The sequence below is a fragment of the Mycolicibacillus koreensis genome, from assembly GCF_002104795.1.
In the GTDB taxonomy this organism is placed as follows: domain Bacteria; phylum Actinomycetota; class Actinomycetes; order Mycobacteriales; family Mycobacteriaceae; genus Mycobacterium; species Mycobacterium koreense.
Genome location: NZ_NCXO01000002.1, coordinates 49,963 through 70,735, shown reverse-complemented (window position 1 = coordinate 70,735; position 20,773 = coordinate 49,963). Strand labels below are relative to the sequence as shown.

Below are 20,773 nucleotides of genomic sequence, written 5' to 3'. Positions count from 1 at the left end.
ACCCCCGGGCCGATAGACCACACTGGTGCCATGACGGAAACCGGCGACACCCGGGTGGCGGTCTACCTCGACTTCGACAACATCGTGATCTCCCGCTACGACCAGGTCAACGGACGCAACTCGTTTCAGCGTGACCGGGCCAAGGGCCTGGACAAGTTCACCGAGCGGCTGGCGCGGGCCACCATCGACGTCGGCGCGATCATCGACTACGCCTCCTCGTTCGGCACCCTGGTGCTCACCCGCGCCTACGCGGACTGGTCGGCGGAGGTCAACGTCGGCTACCGCCACCAGCTGGTGGGGCGCGCGGTCGATCTGGTGCAGCTGTTCCCGGCCGCCGCCTACGGCAAGAACGCCGCCGACATCCGGCTGGCGGTCGACGCCGTCGAGGACATGTTCCGGCTGCCGGATCTGACCCATGTGGTGATCGTGGCCGGCGACTCCGACTACATCCCCTTGGCGCAGCGGTGTAAACGGTTGGGCCGCTATGTGGTCGGCATCGGGGTGGCCGGGGCGACCAGCCGTGCACTGGCTGCGGCCTGCGACGACTTCGTCAGCTACGACGCGGTGCCCGGGGTGCCGCCGCTGGCCCCGGTGGACAAGGCCACCGACAAGGATGCCGAGGACGCCGAGGACGCCGACGGCGAGGCGGATCTGGAACCCGAGGACGCCGGTCCCGATCCGCAGGAGGACGCCACCCGGCTGTTGACCCGGGCGCTGCAGATCGGCTCGGAGAAGGACGACGTCGACTGGTTGCACAACTCGGCGGTCAAAGCGCAGATGAAGCGGATGGACCCGTCGTTCAGTGAGAAGTCGCTGGGGTTCAAATCGTTCAGCGATTTCCTGCGTTCCCGCTCCAAGCTGGTGGAACTCGACGAGAGTTCCACCACCCGGATGGTGCGGTTGCGCGGTTAACCGCGATTGCGCCGGTAGCGCTCGGCGAGCCCAGCGCCGGCGGCGGTGCGGATGACCGCCTCCGCGCTGGCCAGATCGTCGAGCGCGGTGGGGTTCGCCAGCCCCGGAATGCAGACCGTCTCCCCCCGCTCCAAGGCGAGCAGCGAGGCGGTCACCACGTCGCCGGCCGGCATGCCGCCGTCGTCGTGCACCTGTTCCCGGGCACCGGGCACCGGGGTGCTGCCGTCGCTGAGGTGGAATTCGGTGGCGGTCAGCCCCGGGCACAGCGCCTGCACCCGCACGGTGGTGTCGGCCAGCTCGGCGGCCAGCACCCGGCTCAAGGTCACGATGTAGCCCTTGGTGGCCGCATAGACCGCTCGGTGCGGCATCGGCGCCGCCGGCGGCACCCCACCGGAGAACGCCAGCACCGACGCGACGTTGATGATCGCCCCGCCGCCGCGTCCCAGCATCGCCGGAACCGCGGCCCGGGCCAGCGCGGTCGGTGCGGACACGTTGACCTCGACGACGCGGGCCAGCAGCGCCGGGCCGGTCTGATCGAACGGGCCGAACCCGCTGATGCCGGCGTTGTTGATCAGCAAGCCGATGTCGCCGGCGCCGAACCGGGCGGCAACGGCGGCGGTCTCGGTGGGCACCGAGAGGTCGGCGACGAGCACCTCGGCCTCGATGGCGTGGGTCTCGGCGAGGCGCCCGGCGAGACCCTCGAGGCGATCGGCGCGACGCGCCACCAACACCAGGTCGTGTCCGCGCTCGGCGAGTTCTTCGGCGAACGCCGCGCCGATGCCCGAGGAAGCGCCGGTGACCAGCGCCCGCTCGCGTGGTTTGCTTGAGCCGGCCATGAAGGAACGATAGGCGGCTCGGCGCGGTCGCTGCCAGTCGACACCGGCGCGCCGGTGCCCGTATCCGACGCGATCTGGAGGTGGGGATGTGAGCGAACCGACCGAGGAGCCGCGCGCGTTCTGGGAACAGTTCTACGGCGAGACGGAACGCACGTGGAGTGGCCGCGCAAACGCTCAGCTCGTCGCCGAGGCGGCTGAGCTGACGCCGGGCCGCGCGCTGGATTTGGGTTGCGGTGAAGGCGCGGATGCGGTGTGGCTCGCCGAGCAGGGCTGGCAGGTGGTGGCCGTCGACATTTCCGCGACCGCGCTGCAGCGTGCCCAGGCTTTCGCCGAAGAACGAAACATGGCATCACGCATCCGTTTTGAGCGCCACGATCTGTCTCAGAGTTTTCCCGAGGGGACCTTCGATCTGGTGTCGGCGCAGTTTCTGCACGCGCCGGTGGAGCTGGACCGCGCCGCGATCCTGGGTCGTGCCGCCGGTGCTGTCGCCGACGGCGGGGTGTTGCTGATCGTCGATCACGCCGCCGCCCCCTCCTGGGCGCCGGATCACCACGAGCATCACTTCGACACCGTCGATGAGGTGCTGGCCGCGTTGGCGTTGGACAATGCGCGCTGGCAGCGGGTGCGCGCCGAGGCCCGCGTCCGTGACGCGGTGAGCCCCGCCGGGGACCCGGCCACCCTCACCGACAACGTGATCGTGCTGCGCCGCGTCGGCTGAACCCGGCCTCCCGGCACGCGCCGCCCCGCAGGCTTCCGCTATCCCGGCGCGGTTGTCGGTGCCGCGGTGCATACTGCGGTTGTCGAAGGAGACGCAGGTGGCGACGGCAAAGACGCAGGGTGGCCGCACGTTCGGTAAATACCGGCTCATGGAGTTGCTCGGTGAGGGCGGGATGGGCCAGGTGTGGGAGGCCGAAGACACCGAGAAGCACCGCACCGTCGCGCTGAAGATCCTCGCCGAACAGTTCTCCGGAGATGACCGGTTCCGCACCCGGTTTCAGCGCGAGTCGCATGCCGCCGCGATCCTGCAGGAGCCGCACATCATCCCGATCCACGACTGGGGCGAGACCGACGGCCGGCTCTACATCGACATGCGGCTCGTGCACGGCCACACCCTGCACGAGCTGATCGCCGCCGGGCCGCTGTCCCCGGATCGCGCGGTCGCCCTGGTCGGTCAGGTCGCCGAGGCGCTCGACGCCGCCCACACCGAGGGTGTGGTGCACCGCGACGTCAAACCGCAGAACATCATCGTCACCGCGTCCGACTTCGCCTACCTGGTGGATTTCGGGCTGGCCGAAGGCAAAGACGACACCCGGTTGACGGTGACCGGAACCCAGATCGGCAGCATCGCCTACATGAGCCCGGAACGGTTCTCCGATGCTCCGACCACACCGGCGGCCGACATCTACGCGTTGGCGTGCGTGCTGCACGAGGCACTGACCGGTGTGGCGCCGTTTCCCGGGACCAGTCTGGAGTCGGTGATGGCCGGGCATCTGCGCGGTGTGCCGCCGCGTCCCAGTGAGCTCAACCCGGCGGTGCCCGCCGCCCTCGACGTCGTGGTGGCCCGCGGCATGGCCAAAGAACCCGACGACCGTTACGGCAGCGCCGCAGCACTGGGTCGGGCCGCCCAGCGCGCCCTCGCCGGGACCGCGACCGGCTTCACCCAGGCCGATACGCTGCTGGCCGCCGCCCCGGGCGCACCGGCGTCGACCGCGGCGACGGTGGCCGCCACGTCCGCGGTGAGCACCGACCGGCCCGGGCGGTGGATCCTGCCGGTCGCGGTGGGGTTGGCCGCCGCGCTGCTGCTCGGCGCGATGGGGGTGATCATCGGGTTGATGATCAACCGTGATCCCGGCGGGCCCGCCGAGGCCCCCCGGTCGCTGGTCGCGCAGCCGACACCGCCCTACCCGAGCCCGACCCGTCCGACCCCGAGCCCGACAACCACCACCGCCCAGCAGCGGCCGGTCACCTCGACCACGACGATCACCGCCGCCGCGCCGCCGCCGGCCACCGCGGCTCCCCCGCTGGTCGGGACCGCACCGGAGACAAGCGGCGACCGGCTGCGCTACGTCGCCGAATCGGACCTTCCGTACGTGCGCGTCATGATCACCGACCGGTGGGTGCCGCAGCTGAGCTCCAAACGGCCCGGCGTCGTCGACGACGGCGTGGTGTGGGACGACACCATGACCCTGCGGGAGCACCTGATGCTGCGCCAGCGCTACCCGGGGGCACGGCTGTTGTGGTCGGGCGACTGGTCGACGTTCTCCGCCCCGGATTACTGGGTGACCGTGGCCGGGGTGACGTTCCCGGATTCGGCCGGGGCGCTGATGTGGTGTCGCCAGCAGGGTTTCGACCGTGACCACTGTGTCGCCAAGATCGTCAGCACCACCCGGCCGGTCGAGGGCAGCACCGCCTACAACTGAGCCGCGCCCGGCCCGAGCATCCTTGACATCTGTCAACTCCCACCCGACCATGAGTGTGTCGCAGTTCACAATCGCGTGTCGCGGTGCCGCGTCACGGTGAGGGAGGCGTCATGACCACCGTCAGCACCCCGCACTACCTCGTGGACCGGGTCAGGCGGCGGGTGACGCCGACGGTGAACACCATCCCCGGAATGGGAGCGTTGGAAAAGCGCCTGGTCGACCGGGAGTGGAAGCGCAGGGTGCTCGCCGAACCCCCGCCGGGCAGCGGGTTGCGTCCGGTGGTCGGCGACGGCGGGTTGCCGATCATCGGCCACACCATCGAAGCCGTCCGCCAGGGACCGGATTACCCAATGCATCTGTACCGCACCCACGGCCCGGTGTTCTTCGCCGACTCCCCGGTGCTGCCCTCCGTCGTCGCCACCGGCCCCGACGCCACCCAGACCATTTTCGCCAACAAGCAGAAGGACTACTCGACCTCGGGGTGGGTCAAGGTCATCGGCCCGTTCTTTCCGCGCGGGCTGCTGCTGCTCGACTTCGATGAGCACCTGCACCACAAGCGGATCATGCAGGAGGCGTTCACCCGGCCCCGGATCGCGGGGTATGTGACCGAGATGGACCGGGTGGCCAGCGCACTGGTCAGCGATTGGCCCACCGATGATCCGCGGTTCCTGTTCTACCCGGCCGTCAAGGAACTCACCCTCGATGTGGCGTCGGTGGTGTTCATGGGCCAGGACCTGCGCGGTGATCGCAAGCTCGTCAACGCGGTGAACCACGCGTTCGAACAGACCACGCGCGCCGGCGGCGCGATCATCCGCACCAGCGTGCCGCCGTTCAAATGGTGGCGCGGGCTGCGGGGGCGGCGGGTGTTGGAGGACTACTTCACCCAGCGTGTCGCCGAACGGCGCGGCACCGACGGCACCGACATGGTCTCGGTGCTCTGCCGCGCCGCCGACGAGGACGGCAACACCTTCAGCGACCGCGACATCGTCAACCACATGATCTTTCTCATGATGGCCGCCCATGACACCACCACGTCGACGTTGAGCACCATGACCTACCACTTGGCTGCCCATCCGCACTGGCAGGAGCGGGCCCGTTCGGAGTCCGCGCAGCTCGGCGACGGCCCCCTGGACATGGACGCATTGGAGAGTCTGACGACGCTGGACCTGGTGATGAACGAGTCGCTGCGGCTGGTCACCCCGCTGCCGCTGAATGCCCGAGAGACCGTGCGCGACACCGATCTTCTCGGCCATTACCTGCCGGCCGGCACCCTGGTGATGACCTGGCCGGGGATGAATCACCGGCTGCCCGAGCTCTACCGCGATCCCGAGCGGTTCGACCCCGACCGGTTCCTGCCGCCGCGCGAGGAGCACAAGAAGCACCGGTATGCGTGGGCGCCGTTCGGCGGTGGCGCCCACAAGTGCATCGGGATGGTCTACGCCCGGATGGAGATCAAGACGGTGCTGCACCGGCTGTTGCGCCGGTACCGCGTGGAGTTGGCCCACCCCGGTTACCGCGCGCACTGGGACTACGGGGGCATGCCCGTTCCCATGGACGGCATGCCGATCGTGCTGCGCCGGCTGTAGCGTCGACCCGGGCGCGTCGGTGGGCGCGCCTCGAGGAAGGGAACACCTCCGGTGACACAGGGCGGCATCGTGGTCGGGTTCGACGGGTCGGCGTCCTCACGCGCGGCGGTGCGCTGGGCCGCGGGCGAGGCCGCCGACCGCGGTGTGCCGCTGACCGTCGTCCACGTCATCGACACCCCGCCGTGGAATCTGCTGGCGGTCGGCGGTCCGGTCGCCGCGGTGCCCGATGAGCCGAGCCTGCGCCAACGGCAGGGCGCACAGCGCGTCATCGACGAGGCGCTGGCGGAGATCGATCGGGGTGGCGGGCCGCGCCCGCAGATCCACTCCCAGGTGTTCTTCGCCGCCCCGGTGCCCACCCTGGTGCAGGTGTCCGCCGACGCGCTGATGCTGGTGGTGGGCCGGCGCGGCACCGGGTTGCTGCGCCGGTTGCTGCTCGGGTCGGTCAGCACCGGGGTGTTGCATCATGCGCAGTGTCCGGTCGCGGTGATCCACGCCGACGCAGCGTCGGCGGCCGAACGGTCCGCTCTGCCGGTGGTGCTCGGCGTGGACGGCTCACCGGTTTCGGAGGTCGCCACGGCGCTGGCGTTCGAGGAGGCGGCACGCCGTGGCGTCGAATTGGTCGCACTGCACGCCTGGAGCGATGCCGAGGTTCTCGACTACGTCGAATTCGATTGGCCGGCCATCCGCCCCGACGCGGAGCTCACCCTGGCCGAGCGGCTCGCCGGGTGGCAGGAGCACTACCCCGATGTGGTGGTGCGCCGGGTCGTCGAACCTCACCAGCCCACCGCGCACCTGATCGCGTTGGCCGAGTCGGCCCAGCTGGTGGTGGTTGGCAGCCATGGCCGGGGCGGGTTCACCGGAATGCTGCTGGGGTCGGTCAGCGCAGCGGTCGCACAGACGTCACCGGCCCCGGTCATTGTGGCGCGCAAATGAACTCGGCTCATCCGTCGACGGCCTTGGCGAAATACGGTTCGACGTAAGCCCACCGGCACACTGCGGTGCCGAGAACAGCCCGGCCGCCGTGGCCGGCAGGTCGTACCGATCAGGAACGCAGGACGACGCAGCATCGGCCGGTGGCGGGCGCCAGCGTCGCACACCCGGTGTCCTCACCGAGCGCTTCGAGCATGCCCTGGATCAGCTGCAGGTTGAGTTCGCAGACCAATTCCGGGTGTTCGGTGGCGATGCGGTCAAACGGACAGTTGCGCAGCGTGATCACTCCGTCGTCGCCCGGCACCGGTTGATAGCCGTAACCGCCGAGCGCCTCGATCAGATCACCGCCGGCCGCGTTGTCGCTGCCGTAGCGGCGGGCCGCACCGGCGACCGCAGCGCCGACCGCGCCGGTCCCGTCGGCCGCGACGGCCTCGGCCAGCAGCGCCGCCAACAGTCCGTAGCTGCGGGGCGGCACGCTGACCGACAGTTCCTCGCGGGCCAGCGAATAGTACTTCGCCGGGCGCCCCGCCCCCGGTCCGCGCCGATCGGAACGATGTTCGTAGCTGACAGCCAGGATCCTGGCGTCGACCAACTTGTCCAGGTGGTAGGCGACCAGTGAGCGACCGACACCCACCGCGGCGGCGGCGCCGTCGCGCGTCACCGGCGCCGGCCGCGCGGCGACATAGTCGTAGAGCCGGCGGCGGACCGGGTCGTCAAGGCTGCTCAACTCGGCGATCCCGGCCAGGTCATCTCCTGTCGGGTTCACGTAGCCAATCTAACACCAACAAATATTGACAAAATAGAGCGTTCAGAGCAGTCTAAATATGAGATTTCTCTAAGAGCACTGAAGGGGTGCATTTACCTCAACGTGATCGTGTCGCAGCCCACGCTGATCGAGCTCTTTTCTCCCGGAATTGCCCGCCGGGAGTAAATCAGCGTGATCAGCAGTGACACAGCACAATCAGGGTTTCTGTTCCTGTTCTGACGAGTCAGCACTGTGGCTGGGTGAGGGAGTAACGATGGCAGACGAATTCGCGCCCGTCACCGTCACTCCCATCGCCCGCACGCTGCCGGATCTGTTGCTTCGCCAAGCCGCCCGTTATCCCGATCGGGTGGCTTTTTCGTTCTCCCGTGACGGTGAGGAACAACACAGCACCGAAATAACCTATCGGGAGTTGGACACTCAGGCCCGGCGTATCGCGGCGAACCTGCAGCAGCAGGGCACCGTCGGGGAACGGGTTCTGGTGCTCTGCCCGCCGGGGCTGGATTTCATCGCCGGACTGTTCGGCTGTCTGTACGCCGGGGCGATCGCCGTTCCGGTGCATCCACCGATGCGTGAGCACCTGGTGCCGCGGGTGGCGTCGATCGTCGCCGACGTCGAGCCGCGGTTCGCGCTGACCGTCGGGGAGCTGCACCCGCGGATCGCTCCCACCGTCGATGCGCTGCTGACCGGTGAACGGGCGTTGCACTGGTGTGTCACCGATGCGTCCGACGGCGACGAAGATCGCTGGGACACACCCACGTTGGACCCCGACACGATCGCGATGGTGCAGTACACCTCCGGATCGACCAGCACCCCCAAAGGGGTGATGCTCAGCCACGCCAACCTGATGCACAACCTGGAGACCATCCGGCAGACCTGGAACGGTGACGACCACGCCGTCGGGGTGTTCTGGCTGCCGCCGTTCCACGATATGGGTCTGATCGGGGGGATCCTGGAAACCCTCTACGTCGGCGGCAGTTCGGTGCTGATGTCACCGACCGCCTTCATCAAGGGTCCACTGCGCTGGCTGGAGGCCATCTCTCGGCACCGGGCCACGATCACCGCCGCACCCAACTTCGCCTTCGACATGTGCGTGGAACTCACCACACCGGAGCAGCGGGCCGCCCTGGACCTGTCCTCGTGGTCGGTCGCGATGTGCGGCGCCGAGCCGGTGCGTCCGGCCACCCTGCGTGATTTCGCCGCGGCGTTCGCGCCGGCGGGATTCCGTCCCGAGGCCTACTACCCGGTCTACGGCCTCGCCGAGGGCACCCTGCTGGTCTCCGGAGATTCCGAATCCCCGCAGCCGATGGTTCTCGATGTCGATCGGGTCGCGTTGCGCGACAACCGGATCGTCGTCATCGCGTCCGACGACCCGGCCGCCACACCGTTGGTGGGCTGCGGCCGTCCGCAGGGCGGGCAGCGGGTTGTCATCGTCGATCCGCAGACCCACCGGCAGTGCCCGTCCGGCCACGTCGGTGAGATCTGGGTGCACGGGCCCAGCGTCGCCCGCGGCTATTGGGGTCGGCCCGAGCAGTCCGCCGAGACGTTCGGTGCCCGCCTCGCCGACACCGGCGAAGGCCCGTTCCTACGCACCGGGGATCTGGGTTTCCTTCACGACGGCGAACTGTTCGTCACCGGGAGAAGCAAAGACCTCATCATCATCCGCGGCACCAACCACTACCCGAACGACATCGAGTTGACCGTGCAGGACTGCGACCCGGCGTTGCTGCGCGGCCGGGGCGCGGTCTTCGCGGTCACCCCGGAATCCGGTGGCGGTGAACAGCTTGTCGTGGTCCAGGAGGTCGACCCCAGCCGGCTCGGTGCGGCCGAACTCGACACGCTCATCGACCGGATCCGTACCGCGGTCACCACCACACATCAGGTTCGCACCCACGCGGTGGTGCTCGCCCAACCGCTGCAGCTTCCCACCACCTCCAGCGGCAAGATCCAACGTCACGCCGCACGCCGGCAGTACCTCGATCACACCCTGCCCGTGGTCACCGCCTGGCAGGCGGCGAGCCCGTCGCCGGTGGCCGACACCGTCGAGGCAGGCGCCGAACCCGCCCCGGCGACGGCCGCCGCGGGACCGCGCAGCGTGACCGAGATCCGCCAGTGGCTGATCGCGCGGCTCGCCGCGGAGGTGGAGGTGCCGGCCGCCGAGATCGACACGAGCCAGCCGTTCGCCTACTACGGGCTGGACTCGGTGCACGCCGTCCGGTTGTCCACCGCCTTGGAGCAGTGGCTGGGCACCGAGCTGACCCCGACGATCGCCTACGAATACCCGAGCATCGACATCCTCTCCCGTCACCTCGCCGGTGCCGACGACGAACCCGCGGCCACGGCCGGCGACCAGCCTGCCGCGCCGCGCGACGAACCGGTCGCGATCGTGGGGATCGGCTGCCGCTTCCCCGGCGCCGACGGCCCGGATGCCTTCTGGCAGTTGCTGACCGGCGGGGTCGATGCGGTCGGCCGGGTTCCCGCCGACCGGTGGGACGCGGATGCGTTCTACAACCCGGACCCTGCGGTGCCGGGCACCGCGGTCACCCGCGACGGCGGGTTCCTGCGCGGGGTCGACCAGTTCGACGCGGCGTTCTTCGGGATCTCCCCCCGCGAAGCCGACCAGATGGATCCCCAGCAGCGACTGCTGCTGGAGGTGGCGTGGGAGGCACTCGAGGACGCCGGGCAGGTTCCCGAGGATCTGGCCGGCTCACGCACCGGGGTGTTCGTCGGTATCGCCACCAACGACTACGGCGCCCTGCGGTTGGGGCAGCCCCAACTTGTCGACGCCTACACCGGCACCGGCAACGCGTTGAGCATCGCCGCCAACCGGCTGTCCTACATGTTCGACTTCCACGGCCCGTCGCTGGCGGTCGACACGGCCTGCTCGTCGTCGCTGGTGGCGGTCGATCTGGCTTGCCGCAGCCTGCGCGACGGCGAGTGCACGATGGCGGTGGCCGCCGGGGTCAACGTGATCCTGTCGCCGGCGCTGATGATCAACTTCACCAAGGCGCGGGTGATGGCCGCCGACGGGCACTGCAAGACCTTCGCCGCCGACGCTGACGGCTATGTCCGCGGTGAAGGCGCCGGGGTGGTCGTGCTCAAGCCGCTGAGCCGGGCCATCGCCGACAACGACCCGATCTACGCGGTGATCCGGGGCAGTGCGACCAACTCCGACGGGCGCACCAACGGACTCATCGCCCCCAGCGCCGCAGCGCAGGAGGCCGTGCTGAAAGAGGCCTACCGGCGCGCGGGCATCGCCCCGGCGGCGGTCGGCTACGTCGAGGCGCACGGCACCGGCACCGCCCTGGGGGACGCGATCGAGGCCAAGGCGTTGGGCGCGGTGCTCGCCGCCGGGCGTCGCGACGGCGACCGCTGCCTGGTCGGGTCGGTCAAGACCAACATCGGGCACCTGGAGGCGGCCGCCGGGGTGGCCGGACTGATCAAAGTGGCTCTGGCGCTGCGGCATCGGCAGATCCCGGCCAGCCTGCACTTCACCGACCCCAACCCGCACATCCCGTTCGCGGAGCTGCCGCTGCAGGTGGTGGACACCCTGACCGCGTGGCCGGAGGACACCGGTCGCGCTGTCGCCGGGGTCAGTTCGTTCGGTTTCGGTGGCACCAACGCCCACGTCGTTCTCACCGAGGCGCCGCAGGTGCGGGCCACTCCCGCCGCCGCGGCATCCCGCCCGGAACTGCTGGCGTTGTCGGCGCGATCACCGGAGGCGCTCGACGCGCTCGTCGGCGAGTACGAGATGCAATTGGTGACCGGGGCGCCGCTGGGCGATCTGTGTTACACCGCCGGAGCACGGCGCGGCCACCACGACTACCGACTGTGCGTCGTCGGCGACTCCCAGTCGGCGATGTTCGAAGCCCTGGCCGCGTACCGCCAGCACGAGGAGCGCCCGGGACTGTCGGTCGGGCGCCGGCGGCCCGGCCGGGCGCCGACGGTGACGTTCGTGTTCTCCGGGCAGGGCTCGCAGTGGCTGGGCATGGGTCGGCGGCTCCACGAGCAGGAGCCGGTGTTCGCCGAGGCGCTGCTGGCGTGTGACCAGGCGCTGCAACCCCACCTGGGGATGTCGGTGATCACCGAGATGACCGGTGTCGGTCAGCACAGCGGCACGCCGCTGGGCGATATCGGGGTGATCCAGCCGGCGATCTTCGCGATCCAGGTGGCGCTGGCGGCACTGTGGCGCTCCTGGGGAGTGCATCCCGCCGCCGTCGTCGGGCACAGCATGGGCGAGGTGGCCGCCGCGCACGTGGCCGGTGCGCTCACACTCGACGACGCCGCGCGGGTGATCGCCACACGGGCCCGGCTGCTGCGCCGGGTGCGGGGGCAGGGCACCATGGTGCTGACCGAGCTCACCGAGGCCGAGGCCGGCGAGCTCATCGCCGGGCACACCGACCATGTGGCGGTCGCGGCGCACAACAGCCACCGCTCCACGGTGCTATCCGGGGCTCAGCCGGTGTTGGCCAACCTGATGGCCGAACTGGAACGCCGGGACCGGTTCTGCCGCTGGATCGACGTCGACGTGGCCTCTCACAGTCCCCAGATGCAGTCGCTCACCATCGATCTGCGCGCTGCGCTGGCCGATCTGACCCCGACCGCACCGACCGTTCCGTTCTATTCGACGGTCACCGGGGGCCTGCTCACCGACCGCCCCCTCGACGCCGACTACTGGGTGGACAACCTGCGCCGCCCGGTGCGGTTCTCCCCGGTGGTGCAGGATCTGCTGCGGTCCGGCCACGACACCGTCGTCGAGATCAGCCCGCATCCGATCCTGCTGATCGGGGTGCGCGAGGACGCCGCGCATCTCGACACGCCGTGCACGGTGCTGCCGTCGTTGCGCCGCGAGGACAGCGGCCAGCTCGGTCGGGCCGCCGCCCTGGGGTCACTGAGCGCCCTGTACACCCTCGGCCAGCCGATCGCCTGGCGGCAGGTGTTCCCGGCGGGGTCGCGCCCCATCCCCGCCCCGACCTATCCCTGGCAGCATGTGCGGGCCTGGCTCGACGCCGGCGCGCTGCCCACCCCGGCAGGCGCGGCCCCCGCGCGACCCGCCGAGACGGGGCTGGCGTGGGTCGGCCCGCTGCACTCGGCGGCCCACCCCGACACCGTGATCGCCGAGGTGTCCGTGGGCACCGAGGCGCTGCCGGCACTGGCCGGGCACCGGATCAACGGCACCACCGTGGCACCGGCCGCGTTGGTGCTGCGGCTCGCGCTCGTCGCGATCACCCGGACGTTCGGGCGCGCACAGCGGACGGTGCGCGACGTGGTCTTCGACCGGCCGTGGGCGCTGCACGACGCCGCCGGACAGACCCTGCAGGTGGTGCTGCGCGGCGACCCCGCCACCGCGGTGAGCTTCGACTGCTACACCGCCGATCACACGGCCGGCGCGACGCACCCGCGGAGTTGGTCGCGCCTGGCGCACGGCACCGTCGCCACCGCGCCACCGGCCGTCGCCGCTGACGCCACCGGCCCCCTCGACGTCGTGCGGGGGCGCTGCGCCAGCGAGGTCGACGGCGACCGGTTCTACGACGAACTCGACGACGCGGGACTGCACTACGGGTCGGCGCTGCGCGTGGTGACCACGCTGTGGCGCCGCGACGGTGAGGCGCTGGCCCGTCTGGGCCCCGGCGCGCAACGCTGCACGGTCGACGACATGGACGCCGCGGCCGTGGTCGACGCCTGTGTGCGGGTGCTGGCCGCGACGCTGCCCGGCGCCGAGGCCGGGATCTTCGTGGCCTCCGGGATCGAGGCGATCGACAAGACCGGAACACTGGCCGACGTCGCCTGGTGCCATGCCGTCTTGACCGACGCCGCCGTGCCCACCGGCGAGGTCACCCTGCTCGACGACAACGGTGCGGTGGTGGTGCGCGCCGCCGGGCTGCGCCTACAGCGGTTGACCCCGGCGCTGCCGCCGCTGCCGGTCGATCTGCGCGACCGGCTGTACCAACTGCACTGGCAGCCGGCGTCGATCACACCCGAATCCGACGGCGCGGAGCCCGCGGCGCCCGCCGGCAGCTGGCTGATCTTCGGTGACGGCGCGACCGTCGAGGACACGCTGCGTGATTACCTCGAGGCCCACGGGCAGTCCGGTGTGTTCGTCGCCGCCGTCCCCGGACTCGACGCCGTGGCACGGCCCACCGCCGACACGTTCCATCTCGATCCCGCCCGCCCCGAGCAGTTCCGCGTCCTCGTCGACATTCTCGCCGCCGAGCAGCGCCCGCCGGTGCGTGCCGTGGTCCACCTGTGGAACCTGCTGGCATGTCCGACGCGAGACACCACGCTGTCCGGTTTGCAGGACGCCGCGACTGTCGGCACCGCCAGCGTCGTGCACCTGGTGCAAGCGCTCTCCCGCGCCGACTGGCCCGTACCGCCGCGGCTGTGGCTGGTCACCGGCGGGGTACAGGTCACCGACGACGAGCCCGCCGCCGCGGTCGCCGTCGCCCAGGCCCCGGTGTGGGGATTGGGACGCACCGTCGACCACGAGCATCCCGAATTGCGCTGCACCCTGGTCGATTTGTCCGCCGACCCCGGCGCCCAGGAGTTGCGCGCCCTGTTCGGTGAGCTGTGGGCGGACTCCGCCGAAACCGAGGTGGTGCTGCACGGCTACCGCCGCTATGTGGGACGCCTGATCGGCTACGACGACGTCGACTCCGAGCGACTCGCGGTGACCGTGGCCGACCATCCGACGATCACCGACATTCGTGATGATGCGACCTATCTCATCACCGGCGGACTGGGTGCGGTCGGGTTGGTGGTCGCCGAATGGCTGGTGGAACGCGGCGCACGGCACCTGCTGTTGACGGGGCGCAGCGCGCCGGGGCCCTCAGCCCGCGACGCGATCGCGGCACTGGAAGCCACCGGCGCGCAGGTGCAGGTGGTCGCCGCCGACGTCACCCGCATCGACGAGGTGAAAGCCGTTGTGGCCGAGACGGCCGCGGCGGGGATGCCGCCCCTGCGCGGGGTGGTGCACGCTGCCGGCACCGTCGCCGACGCGATCCTCGACCGCCTCCAGACCTCCGACCTGCGGGCGGTGATGGCCCCGAAGGTCGACGGCGCCTGGAACCTGCACACCGCGACCGCCGGAACCGAGTTGGATTTCTTCGTGCTGTTCTCCTCGGCGGCCTCCGTGCTGGGCTCCCCCGGGGCGGCGAACTACGGTGCGGCCAACGCTTTCTGCGACGCGCTGGCCTGGCACCGCCGGTCTCTGGGTCTGCCGGCGCTGGCCGTCAATTGGGGGCCGTGGGCCGATCTGGGGTTCTTCACCCGCTCCGAACTGCACCGGCATTTCAGCCACTACGGGGTCCACGCGCTGACTGCGACCGACTCGCTGCGGGCGCTGGCGGTGTTGCTGCCGCGTTCGGCCACCCAGGTAGCGGTGCTCGACATCGACTGGGCGCAGTGGCGTCCCGGTTCCACCATCCCGATGCTCACCGCGCTGCGCGATGCCGCGCCGGCCGCCCCGCCCGCGGCCGCCGGGGATCTGCGCCTGCGGTTGCGCGACGCCGATCCGGATCGACGCCGGGAAGTCATCGAGACCTACTTGCGGGATCTGACGGCAGCCAAGCTGGGGCTGGCCCCCGCGCGGCTGGACCTCGACGCACCGCTGAACAACCTCGGCGTGGATTCGCTGATCACCTTGGAGCTGCGCATCCAGGTGGAACGCGAACTCGGTGTCGTGGTTCCGGTGGCCCGACTGCTCGACGGGCCGAGCGTGCGGGCGTTGGCCGACTGGCTCAGCACTCAATTGCCCGGCGATCTCGGTGCCCCGCCCCCCGCCGCCGAACCCGGTGCCCCGGCAGCCCCGGCCCCGACGCCGGACATGGACCTGTTGGCCCAGGTAGGCGATCTCTCCGATGACGCCGTGGACGAGTTGCTCCGGGACGTCCTCTCCACTGCGGCCCCCCGGAACCTGCCTGCGAATGAGGAACACCGATGACCGACACCCCGATCGACGTTTCCGCGCTCACCCCGGAGGCGAAACGCGCGCTGCTGGCGCGCCTGTTGATGCAGAAGGCCGAGCGCTCCGCCAGTGAACACCCTCTGTCGCAAGGCCAGCGCTCGCTGTGGTTCGTCCACCAGCTCGCCCCCGACAGCGCCGCCTACACCGTGGTCTACGCCGGTCGGATCAGCGGCGTCCTCGACACCGCGGCACTCGAGCGCGCCGCCCAGGCGCTGGTCGACCGGCACCCGATGTTGCGCACCACCTACACCGAGCGGGATCGCCAACCGTGCCAGCTGGTGCACCCGTCGTGGCCGGTACGCATCGCCCACCACGACATCGGCACCGACCCGGCGGAGGTGCACAGCTGGATCCGCCGTGAAACCGACCGCCCCTTCGACCTGTACACCGGACCGGTGTTGCGCCTGACCCTGCTGCGGCGCGGCCCCGAGGAACACATCCTGGTGCTGGCGGTGCACCACATCGCGGTCGACTTCTGGTCGATCGACATCATTCTCGACGAGCTGCGCCGTCTCTACGCCGCCGAACACGGCGGTCCGGTGCCCCCGCTGCCCGCCGAGCGTTACGTCGACTACGCCGAGGATCAGGCGCGCAGGCTCGACGGTGAGGACGGGCAGCGGCTGTGGTCCTACTGGCGTCAGCGGCTGGCCGGGGATCTGCCCACCCTGCAGCTGCCCACCGACCGGCCCCGACCGGCCGTGCAGACCTACCGCGGTGCGCTGCACCGATTCTCGATCGACGCCGCAACCACGGCCGCACTCAAGGACGCGGGGCGCGCCGCCGGCGCCACTCCGTACATGACGCTGCTGGCCGCCTACGCCGCGCTGCTCGCCCGTTACAGCGGTGCTGACGACCTGATCATCGGCTCGCCGTTCGCCTGCCGGGACCGTGCCGGGGTGACCGGACTGGTCGGCTATCTGGCCAACCCGGTGGCGTTGCGGGTCGATGTCGGTGACGACCCGACGTTTCGCGCGCTGCTGGCCCAGGTCAAGGACACGGTGCTCGGCGCGATCGCCCACCAGGACTACCCGTTCCCGCTGTTGGTCGAGCGGCTGCGCCCACCCCGCGACGCGGGCCGCACCCCGGTGTTCCAGGTGTCGTTCGCCTGGGAACAGACCCGCAACTTCACCGACCATCCTGCCGATACCGCCGAGACCGCCGAGACCCGGGCCGTCCCCGGGCAACTGCCGCTGGAGACCGTACACATCGGGCAGGGCGGCGCCCCGTTCGACGTGACCATGCAGATGGGTGAGCACGGCCCCGACGACCGGCGGGTCCTCGAAGCCGCCCTGCAGTTCAACACCGACCTCTTCGACGCGGCCACCATCGAGAGGATGGCCGGGCATTTCACCACCCTGCTCGCCGGGATCGCCGCCGACCCCGACACCAAGGTCTCGGCGTTGCCGTTGCTCACCGCCGATGAGCAGCGACAGCTGGGGCAGTTCAACGACACCGCTGCGCCACCCGACGACGCCGGGCACTGCCTGCACGAGCTGGTTGCCGCCACCGCCGCGCGCCGCCCCGAGTCGCTCGCGGCCCGCTGCGGCGACCACACCCTGAGCTACGGCGAGCTGGAGCGTCGCGCCAACGGGCTCGCCCACCGGCTGCACCAGCTCGGGGTCGGCCCCGACGTGGTGGTGCCGGTGCTGCTGGACCGCTCGGTGGAACTGGTGGTGGCGCTGCTGGCGGTGCTCAAGGCCGGCGGTGCGTTCGTGCCGGTGGATCCGGCGCAACCGGCCCACCGGATCGCGGCGATGCTCGACGACATCGCCGACGCCCCGGCCTGCCTCACCGACCGTCGGCACCTGGGGCAGCTGCCCCCCGAGTTCACCGGCGCGCGGCTCTGCCTGGACGCCCCGGCGATCTCCGCGCTCACCGCCGAGACCGCACCGGTCACCGGGGTCGGTGCCGACAACCTGGCCTACGTCATCTACACCTCCGGGTCGACCGGAACCCCCAAGGGCGCACTCAACGCGCACAGCGGCATCACCAACCGGCTGCGGTGGATGCAGTCGGCCTATCCGTTGACCGAAGCGGACCGGGTTCTGCACAAGACCCCGTTGAGCTTCGACCCGTCGATGTGGGAGATCTTCTGGCCGTTGATCACCGGCGCCGGATTGGTCATCGCCAAACCGGAGGGCCACAAGGACGCCGCCTACCTGGTGCGCACCATCGTCGACAACGCCATCACCACAATCCATTTCGTGCCGTCGATGCTGCGCCGGTTCCTCGCCGAACCGGATGCGACCGAATGCGTCGGCCTGCGTCGGGTGTTCTGCAGCGGCGAGGTTCTCCCCGCAGACCTGCGTGACGATTTCTTCGCCGCCCTCGGCGCCGAGCTCTACAACCTCTACGGCCCCACCGAGGCGGCCATCGACGTCACCCACTATCACTGCCGGCGCGGTGTGGACGAGCAGGTGATCCCGATCGGCCGACCGATCGCCAACGCCACCATCCACCTGCTCGACGCTCACGGGCAGCCGGTGCCGGTCGGGGTGGCCGGCGAGCTGTTCATCGGCGGGGTGGCGGTGGGCCGCGGCTACCTGGACCGGCCGGAGTTGACCGCGGCCGCGTTTCGCCCGGACCCGTTCTCCGCGAACCCCGGTGCCCGGCTCTACCGCACCGGGGATCGCGCCCGCTACCGCGCCGACGGCAACATCGAGTACCTGGGACGTATCGACAACCAGGTGAAGGTCCGCGGGTTCCGCATCGAGCCCGGCGAGGTGGAGGCCGCGCTGACCCGTCACCCCGGCATCGCCGACGCCGCCGTGGTCGCCGCCCGCGACGGCCACGGCGCCACCCTGCTGGTGGCGCACGTCGTCCCCGCCGGTGCGGCGGCCCCGGGCACCGGCGAACTGCGCCGGTTCCTGCTCGAATTGCTTCCCGCGGCGATGATTCCGGCGGTGTTCCGGGTCACCGACGCGCTGCCGTTGACCTCCAGCGGCAAGGTGGACCGGCGGGCGCTGGCCGCCGCCGATGCGGCCGCGCCGTTGACGCTGGCCGAATACATCGCCCCGCGCACCCGGACCGAGCAGGTGCTCGCCGAGATCTGGCGGTCGGTGCTCGACGTGGACCGCGTCGGGGTCACCGACGACTTCTTCTCCCTCGGCGGCGCCTCCACCCAGGCGTTGGAGGTGGCGATGCAGGCCGGAGATCACGGGTTGGCGCTGCGGCCGGAATCACTGTTCGTCTACGGCACCATCGCCGAACTGGCCGCCGAGTTCGGGCCGCTCCCCGACGCCACGGAGGTGGTCCCCGCGGCCACCGGGGCAGCCCCGGCGGCACCCACGGCCGCACAGGCGGCCCCGGTCGCCGCGCCGCGCACCGCGGCGCGCGCGCACCCCACGGTGATCGAGAGCCTGGGGGTGTACCTACCGCCGCGGGTGGTGGCCACCGAGACGGTCCTCGCCGGGTGCCGCAACGAGGTGCGGATTCCGTTGGAGCGGCTGACCGGAATCAAAAACCGCCGGATGGCCGGTGACGGCGAGTACGCGATCGATCTGGCGCGCAGCGCCGCAGCACAAGCGCTTTCCCGGTCGACTTACCTGCCCGAAGACATCGACTTGATCATCGCCTGCAACATCTCCCGTTGCGACGGTCCGGGCCACATGTTCAGCTTCGAACCCAGCACCGCCGCCCGACTCCGCGATGTCTGCGGGCTCTCCCACGCAGTGGCGTTCGACATCAACAACGCTTGCGCGGGCATGTTCACCGGCATCGATGTCGCCGACGCGTTCTTGGCCACCGGGCTGATCCGGTCGGCGCTGGTGGTCAGCGGCGAGTACATCAGCCATCTCACCGAGACCGCCCAGCGCGAGATCGCCGGCCCGATGGATCCGCGGCTGGCCTGCCTGACTCTCGGTGACGCGGGGGCCGCGGTGGTGCTCGAGCGCGCCACCGGCGACCGGGTCGGGTTCCGTGACCTCGACATGGCCACTCTGAGCCGCTACGCGAAACTCTGCATCGCCAAGGCCACCGACGGCCCGCACGGCGGGGCGATCATGGTCACCGATTCGGTCACCCAGACCGCGGTGGCGGTGAAACATTCGGTGCCCTACGTCGCCGAGGTGATGGGGCGCCATGGTTGGCGGCCCGACACCATCGACCACCTGCTGATGCACCAGACGTCGGAGTCGTCGATCAACGACGCGGTCGGTGCCATCAACCGTGTCTTCGGTGCCGGCGCAGCCCATCGGGGCAACACCATCTACAACCTTGCCGAACGCGGAAACACCGCGACTACCAGCCATTTCGTGGCGTTGGCCGACAGCATCGCCGCCAACCGGATCAACTCCGGCGACAACGTGGTGTTCTCGATCACCGGCTCCGGTCAGACCGTGGGCACCGCGCTGTACACCTTCGACGACCTGCCCGACCGACTGCGTCTGGCCGCCGATTCCGGGGGGCCGAGGCCCCCGGCCCGCAGCACTCGCCGCAGCGCGGACCGCCGAGACCTGCCGGCGACACCGCGGGTGCGTATCGACAGTGTCGGATTGGCGCCGGCGGTCGACCCGGCGGCCACATCGTCGATCGGTGCGGCGGTCGCCGCCGCCCGGGCCTGCCTGGACCGCGCCGAGGTGGCCCCCCAAGCGGTCGGGCTGATGATCCACGCCGGGATCTACCGCGACGATTTCCTCTCCGAGCCCGCGGTGGCGGCGCTGGTCGCCGGGGAACTGGACATCAACGGCGACATCCACTCCGCCGCCGAGCCGACGACGCTGGCGTTCGATGTGCTCAACGGTGCGGTCGGTTTCCTCAACGCCTGCCACGTCGCGGCCGGGATGATCGCTGCGGGCCGCACCGGCCATGCGATGGTGCTGGCGTCGGAGATCGAGAACAACACCCCCGAGAGCGGCTACCCGCTGTACGGGATCGCCGAGACCGGATCGGCGCTGCTGCTCAGCGGCAACGCCGACCCCGACGGGGAAGGCTTCGGCCGCTTCGTCTTCGACCACCACCCGGAGTACCGCGAGGCATTGACCACTTACACCCAGCAGCGCGACGGACGAACCTGGCTGCGCATCGACCGCGACCCCGACCTCGCGGCGGTGTACACCAGTTGCATCCCGTCGGCGGTCAAGCAACTGCTGACGGCCGACGGGCTGGAACCCGCCGACATCGCGGTGGTGCTGCCCCCGCATTTGCCGGGTGCCGCCCTCGGTGAGTTGGCCGCCCGCATCGACATCCCGCGGTCGCGGTTCGTCGGGGTGGCCTCCGACACCGATCTGTTCACCTCGTCGCTGCCGTACGCGATCGACCACGTCCGCCGCCACAATCTGGTCGCCCCCGGCGATCTCGGGTTGATCATCACCGTCGGCTCCGGGGTCGAGGTCGGCTGCACCACCTACCGGTTCTGAGGCGCG

The 20,773-nt window shown here is 70.5% G+C and carries 9 protein-coding genes; 7 read left to right on the top strand and 2 right to left on the bottom strand.

Features of this window, described 5'->3' with window-relative positions; translation table 11 throughout:
* Positions 1-30: 30 nt before the first annotated feature.
* On the top strand, positions 31-912 hold the full coding sequence (locus B8W67_RS01325; RefSeq protein WP_069392442.1) for an NYN domain-containing protein: 882 nt from the start codon (positions 31-33) through the stop codon (positions 910-912).
* On the opposite strand, the gene B8W67_RS01320 is transcribed toward B8W67_RS01325, so the two are convergent.
* Positions 909-1,748, bottom strand: coding sequence for an SDR family NAD(P)-dependent oxidoreductase (locus B8W67_RS01320; RefSeq protein ID WP_085301946.1), 840 nt, complete (start codon positions 1,746-1,748; stop codon positions 909-911). The genes B8W67_RS01325 and B8W67_RS01320 overlap by 4 nt on opposite strands.
* 88 nt (positions 1,749-1,836) lie before the next feature.
* Between B8W67_RS01320 and B8W67_RS01315 the strand changes: the two genes are divergently transcribed.
* The 4 genes from B8W67_RS01315 (at position 1,837) to B8W67_RS01300 (ending at position 6,687) form a co-directional block, all read left to right on the top strand.
* On the top strand, positions 1,837-2,466 hold the full coding sequence (locus B8W67_RS01315) for an SAM-dependent methyltransferase (RefSeq protein ID WP_085301944.1): 630 nt from the start codon (positions 1,837-1,839) through the stop codon (positions 2,464-2,466).
* 148 nt (positions 2,467-2,614) lie between these two features.
* Positions 2,615-4,168, top strand: a complete 1,554-nt coding sequence (locus tag B8W67_RS01310; RefSeq protein WP_085301942.1) for a serine/threonine-protein kinase — start codon at positions 2,615-2,617, stop codon at positions 4,166-4,168.
* A 110-nt stretch (positions 4,169-4,278) separates the two neighbouring features.
* Positions 4,279-5,754: a cytochrome P450 gene (locus B8W67_RS01305; RefSeq protein ID WP_085301940.1), complete on the top strand. Its 1,476-nt coding sequence runs from the start codon at positions 4,279-4,281 to the stop codon at positions 5,752-5,754.
* A gap of 51 nt (positions 5,755-5,805) precedes the next feature.
* Positions 5,806-6,687 carry a universal stress protein gene (locus B8W67_RS01300; protein ID WP_085301938.1) on the top strand — a complete coding sequence of 294 codons (882 nt, stop codon included), beginning with the start codon at positions 5,806-5,808 and terminating at the stop codon, positions 6,685-6,687.
* 109 nt (positions 6,688-6,796) lie between these two features.
* Here the strand turns inward: B8W67_RS01300 and B8W67_RS01295 are convergent, their stop codons facing one another.
* Complete coding sequence (locus tag B8W67_RS01295) at positions 6,797-7,450, bottom strand: helix-turn-helix transcriptional regulator (protein ID WP_069392436.1); 654 nt, start codon at positions 7,448-7,450, stop codon at positions 6,797-6,799.
* 253 nt (positions 7,451-7,703) lie between these two features.
* On the opposite strand from B8W67_RS01295, the gene B8W67_RS21200 reads away from it, so the two are divergent.
* Both B8W67_RS21200 and B8W67_RS01285 read left to right on the top strand, forming a co-directional pair.
* Positions 7,704-15,386: a type I polyketide synthase gene (locus tag B8W67_RS21200; protein WP_085301936.1), complete on the top strand. Its 7,683-nt coding sequence runs from the start codon at positions 7,704-7,706 to the stop codon at positions 15,384-15,386.
* Positions 15,383-20,767: a non-ribosomal peptide synthetase gene (locus tag B8W67_RS01285; RefSeq protein WP_085301934.1), complete on the top strand. Its 5,385-nt coding sequence runs from the start codon at positions 15,383-15,385 to the stop codon at positions 20,765-20,767. Before B8W67_RS21200 ends, B8W67_RS01285 begins: the two co-directional genes overlap by 4 nt.
* The last annotated feature ends 6 nt before the right edge of the window (positions 20,768-20,773 follow it).

What these genes read in the sequence shown, in the direction of transcription:
- B8W67_RS21200 (WP_085301936.1), top strand. Translation starts at nt 7,704, where the DNA reads ATGGCAGACGAATTCGCGCCCGTCACCGTCACTCCCATCGCCCGCACG.
- B8W67_RS01285 (WP_085301934.1), top strand. Translation starts at nt 15,383, where the DNA reads ATGACCGACACCCCGATCGACGTTTCCGCGCTCACCCCGGAGGCGAAA.
- B8W67_RS01325 (WP_069392442.1), top strand. Translation starts at nt 31, where the DNA reads ATGACGGAAACCGGCGACACCCGGGTGGCGGTCTACCTCGACTTCGAC.
- B8W67_RS01320 (WP_085301946.1), bottom strand. Translation starts at nt 1,748, where the DNA reads ATGGCCGGCTCAAGCAAACCACGCGAGCGGGCGCTGGTCACCGGCGCT.
- B8W67_RS01310 (WP_085301942.1), top strand. Translation starts at nt 2,615, where the DNA reads ATGGAGTTGCTCGGTGAGGGCGGGATGGGCCAGGTGTGGGAGGCCGAA.
- B8W67_RS01305 (WP_085301940.1), top strand. Translation starts at nt 4,279, where the DNA reads ATGACCACCGTCAGCACCCCGCACTACCTCGTGGACCGGGTCAGGCGG.